The sequence below is a fragment of the Nocardia sp. NPDC049526 genome (assembly GCF_044465765.1).
Lineage (GTDB): Bacteria > Actinomycetota > Actinomycetes > Mycobacteriales > Mycobacteriaceae > Nocardia.
The window spans coordinates 21,983-37,470 of sequence record NZ_JBITMA010000013.1; the positions used below are offsets into that span (position 1 = coordinate 21,983).

Consider the following 15,488-nt stretch of genomic DNA (forward strand, 5'->3'; position numbering starts at 1 on the left):
CGATTCAGCGCGTCGAGCACTACTCGCTAAGGTGTCCGCGCTATACAGAACTCCCGACTACCCGATCCTCGCAACCCGATCCACGACAGAACACGGTCCGGGAAGCCGAACCCAGAACTCCGATTCACCCTGCCGTAACAGGGGTTCGACGCCGAATTGCTCATATCCTCCAGGGCATGGATGCCTTGGTGGTCCGATTATCGCAGTTGGATGTGGAAGCGGAAGGCGCGCTGCGTGTCGTGATGTTCTACGACACCCTGATGCGCCGGCGGGTGGATCTCCCAGCGCTGGCTCGCGCCTCGGCGGTCCTGGCCGAGTGCGTGACCGGGATTCGACTGCACGGCACGGGACGAGTGATCCGATTCGCACCCGATGGGCGGGAAGTGCCGGGTCCGCCGCCGTCCGCGTCCACCACTGGGCCGATCATCCTCGACGAGGAGGAGATCGGCACGGTCTGGCTGGAGCGCACCGGCACCTCCCGCTCGCTCGACGAACTGCTGTTGGAGCGGCTCGCCATCGCGGCCGCGGCGGTCGTCGAGAGATACGGCCCGGCACGCACCACTATGGCCGACCCGGCCCTGGTCGAACTGGTGATCAGTGCTGACAGCGACGAGGCGGCCAGGGCTCGCGCATTGCGGCTCTTGGGTTTTGCCGCCGATCTGCCGGTGCGCGTCGTGGCCGTTCGATCTCAGCTTCCACTCGACCAGGTCGGCAGCCTGATCTGCCCAGCTCGCCCGGTGAAGGCGGCACCACTGGCCGACGTGGGCGTCATCCTCGCCAGCACTGTGGACCCAGCCCGATTTCCGGCAGGCGTACGCGCGGGCATCGGCGCCGCCGATCGCCCCGATCGGTCCTGGCGGGAAGCCCGCACCGCCCTGCGCTTCGCCACCGCGCGCAGCCCGATCGTCCGCTACGACGACCTCGGCGCGCTGGCCTTGCTCGCGCAGGTACCTCAGGACGCTGCGCGCGACAACGCCGATGTGGCCGCGATCGCCCGAATGACAAGTACTCCGGAGGATCTGGAGACGCTCGACGCCTACTGCGCAACCGGCTCGCTGCGCCGGGCGGCCGAACTGCTGCACCTGCACCACAGCAGCGTCGCCCGTCGCCTCGAACAGATCGAAAAGATGACGGGTATCGAACTCGGCGAGTCCACCGGACTGTTGCGGGCCAGGCTCGCGCTCACGGCGTGGCGGCTACTCGACGAGCGAGCTTGACCAGCAGCTTTCCGGAAAGAAATCTGTCGTCCCAGGCGGGCCGGCGGCGGCGCAAGGGCCATAATTGGTTGGTGACGTCTTCGCCCGGATCTCCGATCGTCGATACCGCGGTTGCGTCGCCCGGACAGTCGGGTGCGCGGTCCGCGGTCGGTAGTTTCCGCTTCTGGTTCGCCAGCCGCCGCTGGGAGTGGTCTCCGGAGGTCTACCGGATGCACGGTTACCGGCCCGGGGAAATCGAGCCGACCACCGAACTGCTGCTGGCCCACAAACATCCCGACGACCGCGAACCCGTCGCCGAACGCATCGCCCGTTCCGTCGACAGCGGCGAGCCGTTCTCGAGCCGCCACCGATTCATCGACACCTCCGGTGTCGAACACAATGTCATGGTGGTCGCCGACCGGATTCTCGACGATGACGGCCAACCGGTGGGCACGACCGGTTTCTATATCGACCTCAGCGCCACCCTCGCCGAAGCCGAACGTGAAGCGCTAGAGGTGCGTTTGCCGGAACTTATCGAGTCGCGTGCGGTGATCGAACAAGCCAAGGGTGTGCTGATGCGGCTGTACGGCATCAGTGCCGAGCAGGCGTTCAAGGTTCTGATCTGGCGCTCGCAGGAAACCAATATCAAGCTGCGTGTGCTGGCCGAACAACTGATCGCCGAATTGGCCACGGTCCCAGCGCCCGAACCCGCGATCGTCGCCACCTTCGATCACATTTTGCTGACTCTCCACGAACGCATACCCAAGGACTGACCGCACCCGATTTCCCAGCAGCGAGAGGTTGCGCCGCCGATGCCGGGCGTCAGCGAACTACGGTGTGGCGGTGGTAGTGGAACCGAATGACCGGTTTGCTGGATTCGTTGTGCAGGCTCGGCTTGGTCATGGCGGTAGCAGTGATGTGTATCTGGCCGAGGATGTTGAACGGGCGCGGCCGGTATCGCTGAAGATTCTGGGTCCCGAGGACAGTCGGTCGCCCGAGGCGCGTGCGCGATTCGTGCACGAGTTCGACATCCTGTCCGTGCTGCGGCATCCCAATATCGTGCGGATGTACACGCACGGTGAAACCGACGGCAGGCTGTGGTCGGCGCACGAGTACGTGGCAGGTACAACAGGGGCGACTTTGGTGCCGACGCCGCACCGACAGCCGGACCTGCGGCGGGTGCTGCACGTGCTGGCTCGGGTCGCGGCGGGTCTGGATTTCGTGCACGCCAACGACATCGTCCATCTCGACGTCAAACCGGCGAATCTGTTGGTGGGCACGGACGACCCTGCGACGGTGAAACTTTCGGATTTCGACCAGGCCCGATGGCTGCACCGGCCCGAACCGCCCCTGGCCACAAATGGTTTCGTCGTCGTCTCGGTGCCGTACGCCGCGCCCGAACTGCTGCAGGCAGGCGCTGTCTGCCCGGCGACGGACCAGTACGCGCTGATCTCCACGGCCATCGAAGTGCTCACCGGTCGCCCGCCGTTTCCTCGCGGAAATCTCATGGCCACCGCGCAGGCCCACCTGCACGATCCGCCCCCCGATATCTCCGCGCGCCGACACTGGATCCCAACCGAGGTCGACTCGATCGTGCACCGTTCGCTCGCAAAGGATCCGAGCGCCCGCTATACCACCTGCACCGAACCCATCGCCCTACTCACCGAGGCCCTCCACGAGACCCGGCCGGGCAGCCCCTTTCTGAAGCGTTTGAACGCGGCGTTCACCCGATCGGCGCTACGCCGATAGCGATATCGGCGGCAGCGAAATGCCCGAAGGGCCGGGCCGAATTCGAATCACCGTGATTTTCACGATGTGGAAAAGGTATTGCTTATTTCCGCATGCGTCCGCACAGTGAGTCGAAATATTCGCCCGGCGTAGTTGTATTCCGGCGAGTCGTCCACCGAGAGAAATGCGGGTTATCGAAAAGCATGACGGCCTGCCGACAAGATGAGATATCGGTTGAACTGAGCTCGCTGCGGCCGCTGTTGTTCACCGTTTATGTACCCGCGGCGGCCTACGGCATCGGTATGGGGGCTGCGGCGCCGGTCATGACATTGACAGCGCTCGACTTGGGCGCATCGGTGGCGGTAGCCGGATTATGTGTCGCGCTGGTCGGTCTCGGACAGATAATCGGCGATATTCCCGCTGGTCAGGTCGTATCCCGGCTCGGCGAGCGGGTGTCGATCATCGGCGCGAGCACCGTGGGCATCATCGGTGTCCTATTGTGCCTGCTCGCGACAACGGTGCCGATCTTGTGCGGGGGACTGGTGATCGTCGGGCTGTCCAATGCGATCTGGGGCCTGGCTCGGATGAGCTATTTGTCGGAGGCCGTGCCATTCGAACGCAGAGCGCGGGCAATGTCGCTATTCGGCGGTTCCATGCGATTCGGTTTCTTCGTCGGTCCATTTCTCGGCGCTGCCGCGATCACCGGAATCGGCACGCGCGGCGGATTCGTCGTCCAATTGATTGCGATCGCGGTGGCCGGATCGCTGATGGCTCGGCTTCCGGACCCGCGGACCTCAGCCGTCGAGACGATCCGGCAACCGCCGCTGTCCCTACTGGGCGTCGGCAGAGCTCATCGCAAACTATTGCTGACCCTCGGCGCGGGTTCGTTGCTGATGGGTGCCGCGCGTTCGTCGCGGGAAGCCGTGCTGCCGTTGTGGGCCGATCATCTCGGCACCACCGCCGCCACGGCCAGTCTGATCTTCGGCATCGGGGCCGGCCTGGATGTGCTGTGCGCGTACCCGGCGGGCCATCTGATGGACCGGTACGGCAGACGATTCATCACCGTACCGTCGCTGACCATCCTGGCCCTCACGTATTTCGCTGTGCCGCTGACCGATTCGGCGCTGACTCTCGGCACCATCGCAGTGGTCATGGGGATCGGGAACGGGATCGGCAACGGCGTCATCATGACCATCGGCGCCGACATCGCCCCTGCCGCCACCCGTGCCGAATTCCTTGCCGCATGGCGACTAACCCATGACGGCGGCTTTTTCGCCGGCCCGTTGGCGATCAGCGGATTGGCGGCGGTCGGTCCACTGGCTGTCGCGGTCCTGACTATCGGCGCCGTATCGGCGCTCGGCGCCGTCGTCATGGGTCGATACATCCCCGTCTACATCCCCTGGCCCAACCAGATCGACCGAAAGGTGGCCGCACAATGAGTGCGAGAATACGTAGCAGGCTCTTCATAGCCGCGGTAGTTGCCGTAACCGTCGCGATGGTGTCGAGCGCCTGTGGCGGTGGCGATGTTCGCAAATCCGGTGGCGTCCCACTCTTTCGCTATCAAGGCTGGGCCTCGCAGGTCACGATTCCGGAACTCGCCGAGGATCTCGGCTTTTTCGAAGGCAAGGTGAAGCTGGACTGGCAGGGAAACACCATCAGCGGTCCACAGGATATCCAGTCGGCGGCCACCGGCCAGGTCGACTTCGGGGGCGCTTTCGGCGGTGCGGTGGCGAAGCTGGCCCACGCCGGTGCGCCGATTACCGCGGTGCTGAACTACTACGGCTCGGACGACAAGACTTTCACCGGGTTCTACGTTCCCGACAACAGCCCGATCTCGACACCGAAAGACCTGCTGAACAAGAAGATCGGCGTGAATACGCTTGGCGGCCAGTCCGAGGCGGATATCCACGATGCGCTGAAGAAGAGCGGTTTCGACGAAGAACAGATCAGGTCGGTTCAGTTGGTGGTCTTACCGCCGCCGAATACCGAGGACGCCCTCCGGCGCGGACAGGTCGACGTCGCTGCCTTGAGCGGACAGTTCCAGCAGCGGGCAATCGCGAACGGCGGACTTCGTGCGGTATTCACCGACTACGAGGAATTCGGTCCGTTCAACGGCGGTCAGTACGTCTTTCGCAATGACTTCCTCGCCAAGAACCAGGCCAGTGTCGAGGCATTCGTGAGCGGAGTCGCCAAGGCGATCGAATGGCAGAAGACCACACCGCGTGATGAGGTCATCGCCAGGTTCACTCAAGTCATCGAGAAGCGGCAACGTCCGGGCGAGGATGCTTCGTCGGTGAAGTTCTGGCAGTCGGTCGGGGTGCCCGCGCCCAGCGGGGCAATCGCCGACACCGATTTCCTGCGCTGGGAGAGTTGGTTGCGGGATACCGGCGGGATCACCGGTGCCTTCGAGCCGTCGAAATTCTTCACCAATAAGTTCAATCCGAACGCGCCGAAGTCATAGCGATCATTCGGCGGGAAAGGCGAAGTCGCGGATGAGTGCCGCGAGTTCGAGGGGGCGGTCGCCCTGGACCGAGTGTCCGGCGCCGTCGACGATCGCGACCCGGGCGCCGGGGCGGCGGCGGAGCAGTTCCGCGACGTCGGCGTCGTCGACGACCGGTGACCGTGCGCCGCGTACGAGCAGTAGGGGTGCTTGTACGGCGGATACGTCGTCCCACAGTGGGCTGAAGTCGAGCGAGCCGTCGGCGGTGGGGCGCAGTCGGTCGTAGCGCCAGATCCAGCGTCCGTCGTCGCGTGGGCGTGCGTTGTGTAGGACTCCGCGCCGCAGCGACTGGACCGACCGGCCCGGATTGTGCGCGACGGTGCGCTCCAGGATCTCGTCGAAGGATCCGAAGTCGGTGGGGCCGTTGACGAATGCGACTATCGCCGCGGTCTTGTTCGGGTTGTCGCCGGTGCCGGGGGTGACGTCCACGATGATCAGGCGGCGCACCAGGTCCGGGCGCCGCGCGGCCAGTCGCATTGCGGTCAGTCCACCGAGGGACATGCCGACGACCGCCTTCGCCTGCGGCGCGACGGTATCGACGGCGGCGGCGACCGCATCGGCCAGCCGGTGTGGTGTGTACAGATGGTCGGGCCACCAGTCGGAATGGCCGTGGCCGGGCAGGTCCAGAGCGATGAGTGGGCGGTTCAGCGCAAGCGCCACGGTGTCCCAGGTGTGCGCGTTCTGCGCGCCACCGTGCAGGAGCACCAACTCCGGCTCGCTCGCACCCCAGCGCAGACCACTGATGTGGCGACCGGAGCCGATGTCGATCGAAAACCGTTGCACCTCGGGCGGACCGGACCAGGGCAGCCCGGCCTCGGCCGCATTCTCGGCGAACAGTCCGAATTCGTGATAGTCCGGTGTTGTCATCTGAGCACGAAACCCTGTTTGTCGAAGATGGATTCAGCTGAAGTGGACGATCGAGAGCAGTCCGACGATCAGTGAGTATGTTGCGAACGGTAGCAGGGTGCGAGTTTGGAAGTGTCGCTCCAGGTAGCGCACGGCCAGCCAGGACGACGTCCCGGACACGATGGCGCCGAGGAGTATCGGCCCGCGGATGCCGTCGGTTTCCGGTCCGAACAGTTCCGGCAATTCCACGATCCCGGCCCCCAGGATTGCCGGAGTAGCAAGCAGGAAGGCGAATTTGGCCGCGTGGGTGTGTTCGAGACCGCGCCACAATCCGCCGACCATGGTCAGACCCGCGCGGCTGAACCCGGCCAGCAGGGCGCCGGCTTGCGCGAATCCGATGCCTACGGCGTCGCGCGTCCCGAGGGCGGCCAGCGGCCGGTCGGATTGGCGGGACGGATGCGACGCGGCGGTGAGGGCGAAACGTCGCCCGTATTGCGCGAGCGTCGGTTCGTTGCGTCGGCGCAGCCCCTCACCGATCACCAACACGACGCCATTGAGAGTCAGGAAGATGGCCGCATCGATGGGCCCCTCGAACAGTGCGTGCAGCGGATGGACGAGCAGCGGCCCGAGGATGGCGACCGGAGTGGACGCGATCACGATCAGCCACGCCAATCGCTGCGGAACGGTATCGACCCGCCTGGTGCGCAGCGTCGTGACGAAACCGGCGATTATCGCGCACCAGTCGCGCCAGTAATACCCGAGCAACGCCACGGCTGTCGCCACGTGTAGCGCGACCACGAATGCCAGATAGGGATTACCCGCGCCGGACTCGTTCTGGACCAACAACTTCCGCCAGTCACCGCCCACCCATGCGGCGATAAGCACGGAGTGACCGAGGCTGGAGATCGGAAACAGCTCGGTGACCCCCTGCACCGCACCGATGACAGTCGCTTCAAGATAGGTGATCATCGCGGACGATTCTTGCACGTGCGCGACAGTCCTTCCGGCTGGGAGTAGCACACGCCGATTTGTCCGAATAGCGGTTCCCGCAGCACCTTTCGTGGGCGTGTTGCGATCCGGCATCCTCCTGCGGCCTTCGCCGGAATCGCGCTGTTCCGCCGCCAATGGCCGCGACTGGAGTCTGCTGCGTCGTAATACTCGAGCCCTGCCGGCGGCGTCATGCACGAAAAGACCCGCGGTGCCCAGCAATTCGTCGGCGAGCATCGAGCGAACTTCGTCGACCACGTCGTGAAGCGAGGTGCCCTCGGGGAGAGAAGGTTTCGACTACCGTGCACCGATACTCACCAGGAATGCGGCGATTCAGTGCGCGCTTGGCCTCTGGGATCGGCACAGGGGCCATGTGTGGAGCATGGCACGAGGAGTTTTTGACCCGCCCGGCGACACAGAGTGCCGCCGGGCGGGTTCCTTCCCCGTTCGCTGCGCGAACGCCGCCACGTCGCACAGCGCTGCCATGCTAGCCCAACCGGCCCGCAGATCTATGTCGCCACGCCGATGTCGGCGTGTTCGGTGTGTTCGAAGCCGAAGCGTAGACCGTACGCACCTGGCTACCGCCCGCGACCGGGGCATGAAGCCGGCAGTGCAGCGCGACCGCGGTAACTACTGCGCCGCAGCAGGTTCGGTTGCGGGGGCCGGCAGTCCGGCGAGGCGGTGCGGCGCCAGTAGGGATTTCACGGTTTCGGCGGGCAGCAGGCCGAGCTCGGTGGCGATTTCGTCGACGGGGCGGCCGGTGTGCAAGGCCTGCTTGGCGATTCGGGCGCTGGCGGCGTAGCCGATGTGGGGAGTGAGAGCGGTGACGATGCCGATGGAGCGGCGGACGCCCTGTTCCAGATGGTCGCGGTGGGGAGTGATGCCCGCGACGCATCTGGTTGCCAGGGCGTCGATCGCGGCGGTGAGGTGAGCGGTGGTGCGGAGCAGGCTGTAGGCGATGATCGGCTCGAAGGCATTGAGCTGGAGCTGGCCCGCTTCGGCGGCCATGGTGACGGTCATATCGTTGCCGACAGCCGCGAATGCGACCTGATTGACGACCTCCGGGATGACCGGATTGACCTTGCCGGGCATGATCGATGATCCGGCTTGCACTGGGGGAAGCGAGATTTCCCCCAGACCGGTCGTCGGTCCCGAGGACATGAGCCGCAGGTCGTTGCAGATCTTGGACAGTTTGACCGCGACGCGCTTGACGATGCCGGAGATCTGTACGAACGCACCGCAGTCCTGGGTGGCTTCGATGAGGTCGGCGGCCGAGGTCACCGGAATCCCAGTGATATCGGCGAGATGGGTACAGGCCAGCGCCGGATAATCCGGATGGCCGTTGATCCCGGTGCCGATCGCGGTACCGCCGAGATTGCATTCGCGCAACAGTGCGGTGCCCTCGTCGAGGCGGGCGCAGTCCTCGCGCACCATGATCGCGAAGGTGCCGAACTCCTGCCCGAGCGTCATGGGTACGGCATCCTGGAGCTGGGTGCGGCCCATCTTGATGACGTCGGCGAATTCGATTGCCTTGCCGTCGAATTCGGTCGCCAGCCGGCCCAGTGCGGCGACCAGATCGTGGATGTGGTGCACGATGGCGAGTTTCACCGCGGTCGGGTAGACGTCGTTGGTGGACTGGCCCAGATTCACCTGGTCGAGCGGGTCCAGCTCGGTGTAGCTGCCGCGGTCGTGGCCGAGCAACTCCAGCGCCCGGTTGGCGATGACCTCGTTGGCATTCATATTCGTCGAGGTCCCGGCCCCGCCCTGGACGGGATCGATGGGGAACTGGTCGTGCAGTGCACCACCGCGGATCTCGTCGCAGGCCGCATCGATAGCATCGGCACGGCGCGAATCGAGCAGGCCGAGGTCCCGGTTGGCCCGGCAGGCGGCCTGTTTGACCGCGGCGAGCGCGGTGATCAGGGCCGGATAATTGCCGATGCGGTCGCCCGTAATGGCGAAATTATCCAGCGCGCGGGCAGTGTGGACGCCCCAGTAGGCCTCCCGCGGTACCGCGCGGGTGCCGAGGGAATCGCGTTCGGTACGAGTGCTTTCGGTCATCGGATTCCTGTTCAGTTGGATGTGTGCGGGAACGGCTGTGTCGCTGGGTGATTCGAGAGCTCGCCGAGCAGGTTCGTCGTCATCCACCGGCGCAGCTCGCTACCGGACAGGCCGAAGTCGACCAGGTAGCCGAGTTTCGCGAGTGCGGCCTCCCTGGTCATATCGCCGGCACCGATGGCACCGGCATCGCGCATGGCCCGGCCGGGGTGATAGCGGTCGAGATCGACTGTGCCGCTGTCACAGTGGGTGATGACGACTACCGGTGTTCCCCGAGCGGTGGCCGCGCGGATGGCCTCGACCGTTGCCGAACCGTGCAGCGGCAGTGTGCCTGAGCCGTAGCACTCGAGTACGAGTCCGCCCTGGTAGTGGCGCAGTGCCGTATCGAGCAGGTCCGGATGCATTCCGGGAAAGACGGTGAACAGGCCGACGGGTGGGCTATCGATGCGCGGTCGCGTCTCGGGCAGTCGAGGTGGTGCGAGCGGCGGTGTGCATTCGCGGACCGTGATGAATCCGTCGTAGTCGTCGCAGGCGCGTTTACTGGCCCGCACGGTCGGATGCAGCGACTGGCCGAAGGCGATAAATGTTGCGGGGACTGCCTGGGCGGCAATGCTGTTCAGCGCAAGCGCCAGGTTGCTCCGCGCGTCGCTACCGGGACTGCCCAGCGGGATCTGCGCTCCTGTCAGCACGACGGGCACCTCGATTCCGCGCAGCTCGAATGCCATCCGAGCGCCCACATAGGCCATCGTGTCGGTGCCGTGCACAACGACGACCCCATCCGGTTGCCGCTCCGCTATACCGGACCGGACCCGTGCGGCGATCCGGCAGGCGGTGTCGGGCCCGGCATCGGCACTATCGATGACTTGCTCGAGTTCGGTGTAGTCGAACCGAACCGCGACGCCGTTCGCGCGCTCGAATCGGGCGATGGTGTCTGCGATTTCGCTGCCCAGACCCCGGCGGGGCCGCAGTCCGTCACCGTGATCGACCATCCCGAATGTGCCACCGGTGTAGAGGATGTCGACACTGATCTGCGAAAGACGGTGCGGGACGGTGGTGATCGAAGTCACGAGGTCTCCGATCCGGGTTCCGACATCGGAGCGAGCACGTCCGAATCCAGTCGACCCCGGACCCGGAACCAACCCACCACCATCGCGACGACGACCAGCAGGAATGCCGCCAGCGTGATGCGCCCGATCTCGTCGTCGAAGAACATCAGCAGAATGACGGCGAGCAGGAAGCCGAGCGTGAGGATATTGAGCACCGGCGCGAATGGCAGCCGGAAGGCCGGTCTGCGGTAGTGCCCCTGCTCGGCTCGGCGCACGAAGATCCAGTGGCAGATCATGATCGACGCCCAGGTGCCGACGATGCCGAGTCCGGCCAGATTCAGCACGATCTCGAAGGCCTTGTGCGGCATGACCAGATTGAGCACCACGCCCGCGATACCGACCACGCTGGTGATCAGGATCCCGCCGTACGGTGCGCCATTGCGGTTCATGCGCTGGGCGAAACGTGGTGCCGCACCGGCCACCGCCATCGAGCGCAGGGTGCGACCGGTCGCGTAGAGCCCGGCGTTCAGGCTCGACATCGCGGCGGTGAGCACCACCAGATTCATGACGTCGGCGGCGTGTGGGATGCCGATCGAACTCATCACCGTGACGAACGGACTTTCACTGGGGGAGTACGCCGTCCACGGCAGTAACAGCGTGAACAGGATGACCGAGCCCGCGTAGAACAGGATGATCCGCCACATGATGGAGTTGACCGCGCGTGGCACCACCAGTCTGGGATTGTCGGCTTCGCCCGCGGCGACGCCGATCATCTCGGTGCCGCCGAAGGCGAACACCACACCGAGCGCGATGGTGAGCATGGGTGCTAGGCCGCGGGGGAACAGTCCGCCGTGATCGGTGATCGTCGAGATGCCGGGGGCGTTTGCGCCGACCGAGGTACCGGTGACGATGAATCCGATGGCCAGCACCATGAATACGACGATGGTTCCGACCTTGACCAGCGCGAACCAGAATTCGAGTTCGCCGAACAGTCGCACCGACATCACATTGAGTGCGACGACGACTGTCAGCGCGATGAGCGCCAGTACCCACTGCGGCACGGGCACGAAGAACGACCAGAAGTGCGCGTAGAGCGCGACCGCTGTGATGTCGGCGACGAGGGTCGTCGACCAGTTCAGGAAGTACAGCCAGCCCACCGAATACGCGCCGCGTTCACCGAGGAATTCGCGCGCATAGGACACGAACGCGCCGGACGAAGGCCGATACATCACAAGTTCGCCGAGTGCGCGCACCACCATGAACGTGAAAATCCCGCACACGATGTAGACGAGGGCGAGGGACGGTCCGGCGAGCGACATCCGGCCGCTGGCGCCCAGGAAAAGCCCGGTGCCGATCGATCCGCCGATCGCGATCATCTGCATATGGCGCTTGCGTAGCCGCTTTTGGTAGCCGAGGTCCCCGATATCGATCCGCGGTGCGGGCGTGGTGGCGGCGGTCGACTGTTGGTCGTGATGTTGCATCGAAAACCTTCCATGGGCCGGATCCAGCCCTCAAGAAGTAAGGCTGTCAGGCTGTAAGACAGGTTGACTGTAATGGGGGTCACAGCGGCTGTCAATGCCATACTGGGTCGCGTGACGGTCGAGGAAGGGTACGTGCAGCGCATCGGCGCCACCGAAGCGGTCTTTCGTCGGCTGAAGAGCCTCATTCAGAGCGACGATTACGCGGTGGGCGATCGCCTACCCGCGGAGTTGGCGCTGGCCAAGCAGTTCGGGGTGAGTCGGCCGGTGGTCCGCGAGGCGCTACATGCCTGCGCCATCCTCGGACTCACCGAAACCCACACCGGCCGAGGCACTTTCATCGTCTCCAAGAATGCCGATACCCAGCCGACCTTCGCGGGTGTCGGTGCCGGCGATCTGATCGAGGCGCGCCGGCTCGTCGAAATACCGGCCGCCGGATTCGCCGCAGAGCGCCGCACGCCGGAGCAGGTGCGGCGGCTGTTCGAGATCCTGGACAAGCTCGCGGCGGCCCCGGATGCGCACGAATGGGTGCGCTACGACGGCGAACTGCACACCGCGATCGCGGCCGCGAGCGGTAATACGATGCTGACCGCCATGGTGGCCGACACTCGCCGCGCGCTGGACCTGCAATCGGAATTCTTGAACCTGACCCAGGACCGCCGCACCGATTCCGACCGCGAGCACGAGGCCATCGTCCGGGCCATCGAGGCCGGTGCGCCGGAGGCCGCGCGTACGGCGATGACCGATCACCTGGAGCGCGTCGCCGAAACGGTCGCTCGCATCGGCGCCTGAGCGGCCTACCTGCCCGGTTCGGACGGCCGGTTTGTGCGCTGGATCGTGAGTGATGCGGCGAGCATGCGTGAGTTGTTCGGGTCGGTGGGATCGATACCAGTGAGTTCGGCAATGCGGCGCAGTCGATAGCTGAAGGTGTTGGGGTGCACATGAAGTCGTGCCGCCGCGGCTTTACGGTCGGAGCCGTAGCGCAGATGCGCCTCCAGCGCCTCCAGGAGATGGGGGTTGCTCAGCAGCGGGGTGATCCGCTCGGCCAGCCGATCGCGGGCGTGGCCCGGTCGGGTGAGTTGGTATTCGAGCAGCAGATCGTCGAGTCGGTAGGTTCCGGTCGGGCGACCGAGAAGGCGTGCGAGCGTTGCGAGTTCGGCGACTTCCGCCGCGGCCTCGGGCAGTTCGGCGCGCGGAACCGCCGGGCATTCGGCCAGATGTGCCGACGTGCCGAATTGTTCGGCCAGCTCGGCCGCCAGCCCGGCGTAACGCGTCGACTCGGGTTCGTCGGAATGCCTTGGGAGCAGGGCGATTCCGGTGGATCCGTCGAAGGTCACCAGGGCGGTGCCGTTGCTGATCGTGTCGAGGGTGCGGTGCAGGATCCGTATCCGCCGCCGGGCCAGTAGATCGGCGACGGAGGTGGGCTGGTCGTCGGAATCGATATGGATGCCGAGCACCGTGTAGCGGTCGCTGAGCGGGGTGTCGGCGCGGGCGGCCTGTTCATCGGCGGGTTGGCCGCGCAGCAGTGCCGAACACAGTTCGCGGCGAGCTTCCCGCTCGGCGTTGTAGATGGATTGTTCGACCGCCGTGTAGGTCTCGACGACGATGATATTGATGTGCTTGAGCAGATCGAGCAGGCGGGAGCCGACCTGGACCAGATCGGCCATCTCTTCGGGTGTCGCGAGTGCGGCGGCTTCGGCGAGCACCGATTGCGCCGAACCGTGGATTGCCTCGATCAGGATCGACAGCGGGAAGCGGTCTTCGGCATGCCGCTCGGCGACCGGTGCCACGAAGGCCGCGACCTCGGCTCCGGTGAATTCGCGGTCTTCGCCGATGGCGTGCAGTACGGCGCGGCCGCAGGCGTAGATGGCGGGCAGCACCTCCGCGGTGAAATGGCCCTCGGGCAGATCGGTCGCTGGCGGCGTCGCACCGAGGCCCTCGGCGAGCATGCGCTCGGAGATCTGCGGCCACCGGGTCAGTAACCGGGTCACCAATGGGGCGTCTCGGATGGCCGAGGTCGTAGCGATTGCCATGCGCCGATTGTTGCCCACGACAGTGGGCGGTTCAACGTTTCGGTTTTATCAACCAGAACTTTGTCGTCGACGACAAACCGGTGCGGACTTTATTCGTCATGGCGTGCAGTGACGTCAGCTGATGACCGTTCTAGATTTCGAATACCGCTTAATCACAATGGCGGCCATCACATTTCGTGTGATCTGTGATCTGTGGCATAGCGACCGGCGTGGGGCGGAACCGATCGGAATGGGAAGTACGAGATGTTTGCAATGAAGCAACGCGGCTGCCGCGCCTTCGCGGGTGCCGCCCTCATCGCTGGACTGTCCGTGGCACATGGGCTCGGAATCGGTGTGGCGGGCGCGGAGCCCGCCGAATCCGATCAGCAATTCCTCGTCGAACAGATCAACGCGGGGCTGGCCCCGGCTCCGGACGGGAGGCAGCCACAGGCGATCGTGGACACCGGAAGTGGATCGGGCTGGGCGAAGAGCATCGCATCCAATACCGTCGGTGAAGGTCCCGAAATGACCGCGGCCCTTGCGGCTTTCGCCTACGGTCTCGCGCACCCGGATGCCGCGCCTGCGGGTGCGAACCGGTGGGACTGCAAGCCGAGTGCCGAACATCCGAACCCGGTGGTGCTGTTGCACGGCACCTGGCTCAATGCCTTCGATACGTTTGCCTATCTCTCGCCGCAGTTGGCGCGGGCGGGATTCTGCGTATTCGCCTTCAATTTCGGGCGATCGGGGCTGATGGAGGGCGGTGGGATCGGTGCGATGCTGCCCGGTCGCTACGGAGTCGGGCCGATGGCCGAATCCGCACGCCAGCTGGCGGATTTCGTGGAGCGGGTACGGGGGGCCACAGGAGCGGAGAAGGTCGATATCGTTGGTCATTCGCAGGGTGGGACGGTGGCGAATCAGTATCTGAAATTCGACGGGGGTGCCGATAAGGTCGGCAAGCTGGTCACTTTCGGTGCCACCCACCACGGCACGTCGTTGATGGGCATCGCGTTGCTGGGGCGGGCCATCAATAACCTCGGTGTGAATATCCTCGGTTTCTACGAGCCGATCGTCGGGCTGTCGAATATCGAACAGGCGGTGGGGTCTTCGTTCTATGCGCGGCTCAACGCGAACGGGGATACGGTGCCCGGTGTCGATTACACGGTCGTCGGGTCGCGGTACGACGAGGTCACCAACCCCTACAGCTGGACATTCCTGCAGGCCGGGCCGGACGCCACGGTCGACAACATCACGCTGCAGGACGGCTGCGAACAGGATCTGTCCGACCACCTGACCATGATGTATTCACCGCGCTCGGCCTCCATCGCGCTCGAGGCCCTGGATCCCGCGCACCATTCGAATCTGGACTGCAGCTTCAACCCATGGTTGATCGGAGGTGGCGGTGCCCTCTGAGTTCGAACGATGAACCCTGCCCGAAGCGGCCGAGCCGGGCAAGGTGTGGACTTCCCAACCTCGGGAGGTTTGACGACCTGAGTGAAAATTGACTGTGCCACTGTCCGTACTCGGGTTCATGCGAATCGGGCCGTGGTTACGGGTCAGCACACCCGGTTGCAGGTGACCGCGGTAACGACACAGCAGGAGACCTCGGTGATGCAGCGGTCGCGGTTCGACCCGGGCGAACT

At 65.1% G+C, this 15,488-nt stretch carries 13 protein-coding genes; 7 read left to right on the forward strand and 6 right to left on the reverse strand.

The features are described 5' to 3' along the window. Positions 1 to 176: 176 nt before the first annotated feature. The 5 genes from ACIBW7_RS33150 (at position 177) to ACIBW7_RS33170 (ending at position 5,385) form a co-directional block, all read left to right on the forward strand. The gene (locus ACIBW7_RS33150) at positions 177 to 1,217 is read left to right on the forward strand and encodes a PucR family transcriptional regulator (protein WP_397053273.1); all 1,041 of its coding nucleotides are present in this window, start codon (positions 177 to 179) and stop codon (positions 1,215 to 1,217) included. 71 nt (positions 1,218 to 1,288) lie between these two features. Further along, a complete protein-coding gene (locus ACIBW7_RS33155) occupies positions 1,289 to 1,969 on the forward strand; it encodes a PAS and ANTAR domain-containing protein (protein WP_397053275.1) in 681 nt (226 codons plus the stop codon). 70 nt (positions 1,970 to 2,039) lie between these two features. Beyond that, positions 2,040 to 2,945, forward strand: a complete 906-nt coding sequence (locus tag ACIBW7_RS33160; protein WP_397053277.1) for a serine/threonine-protein kinase — start codon at positions 2,040 to 2,042, stop codon at positions 2,943 to 2,945. A 182-nt stretch (positions 2,946 to 3,127) separates the two neighbouring features. Further along, positions 3,128 to 4,363 carry an MFS transporter gene (locus ACIBW7_RS33165; RefSeq protein WP_397053278.1) on the forward strand — a complete coding sequence of 412 codons (1,236 nt, stop codon included), beginning with the start codon at positions 3,128 to 3,130 and terminating at the stop codon, positions 4,361 to 4,363. Next, complete coding sequence (locus ACIBW7_RS33170) at positions 4,360 to 5,385, forward strand: ABC transporter substrate-binding protein (RefSeq protein ID WP_397053280.1); 1,026 nt, start codon at positions 4,360 to 4,362, stop codon at positions 5,383 to 5,385. The genes ACIBW7_RS33165 and ACIBW7_RS33170 overlap by 4 nt, the downstream gene beginning before the upstream one ends. Positions 5,386 to 5,388: 3 nt before the next feature. On the opposite strand, the gene ACIBW7_RS33175 is transcribed toward ACIBW7_RS33170, so the two are convergent. The 5 genes from ACIBW7_RS33175 to ACIBW7_RS33195 form a co-directional block, all read right to left on the reverse strand. Further along, on the reverse strand, positions 5,389 to 6,291 hold the full coding sequence (locus tag ACIBW7_RS33175) for an alpha/beta fold hydrolase (protein ID WP_397053282.1): 903 nt from the start codon (positions 6,289 to 6,291) through the stop codon (positions 5,389 to 5,391). A gap of 33 nt (positions 6,292 to 6,324) precedes the next feature. Next, positions 6,325 to 7,239, reverse strand: a complete 915-nt coding sequence (locus ACIBW7_RS33180) for an undecaprenyl-diphosphate phosphatase (RefSeq protein ID WP_397053284.1) — start codon at positions 7,237 to 7,239, stop codon at positions 6,325 to 6,327. 648 nt (positions 7,240 to 7,887) lie between these two features. After that, positions 7,888 to 9,315 (reverse strand): aspartate ammonia-lyase, encoded by a 1,428-nt coding sequence (locus ACIBW7_RS33185; RefSeq protein ID WP_397053286.1) that lies wholly within the window; start codon positions 9,313 to 9,315, stop codon positions 7,888 to 7,890. Positions 9,316 to 9,326: 11 nt separating this feature from the next. Beyond that, a complete protein-coding gene (locus ACIBW7_RS33190; protein ID WP_397053288.1) occupies positions 9,327 to 10,379 on the reverse strand; it encodes an asparaginase domain-containing protein in 1,053 nt (350 codons plus the stop codon). Continuing rightward, on the reverse strand, positions 10,376 to 11,839 hold the full coding sequence (locus ACIBW7_RS33195) for an amino acid permease (protein ID WP_397053290.1): 1,464 nt from the start codon (positions 11,837 to 11,839) through the stop codon (positions 10,376 to 10,378). The genes ACIBW7_RS33190 and ACIBW7_RS33195 overlap by 4 nt, the downstream gene beginning before the upstream one ends. A 111-nt stretch (positions 11,840 to 11,950) precedes the next feature. Between ACIBW7_RS33195 and ACIBW7_RS33200 the strand changes: the two genes are divergently transcribed. Further along, a complete protein-coding gene (locus ACIBW7_RS33200; protein ID WP_397053292.1) occupies positions 11,951 to 12,628 on the forward strand; it encodes a FadR/GntR family transcriptional regulator in 678 nt (225 codons plus the stop codon). Between the two features lie 5 nt (positions 12,629 to 12,633). On the opposite strand, the gene ACIBW7_RS33205 is transcribed toward ACIBW7_RS33200, so the two are convergent. After that, positions 12,634 to 13,869, reverse strand: coding sequence for a PucR family transcriptional regulator (locus ACIBW7_RS33205; protein ID WP_397053294.1), 1,236 nt, complete (start codon positions 13,867 to 13,869; stop codon positions 12,634 to 12,636). A gap of 252 nt (positions 13,870 to 14,121) precedes the next feature. Here ACIBW7_RS33205 and ACIBW7_RS33210 point away from each other — a divergent pair, with 252 nt between their 5' ends. Beyond that, positions 14,122 to 15,258 (forward strand): esterase/lipase family protein, encoded by a 1,137-nt coding sequence (locus tag ACIBW7_RS33210; protein WP_397053296.1) that lies wholly within the window; start codon positions 14,122 to 14,124, stop codon positions 15,256 to 15,258. Positions 15,259 to 15,488: the final 230 nt, after the last annotated feature.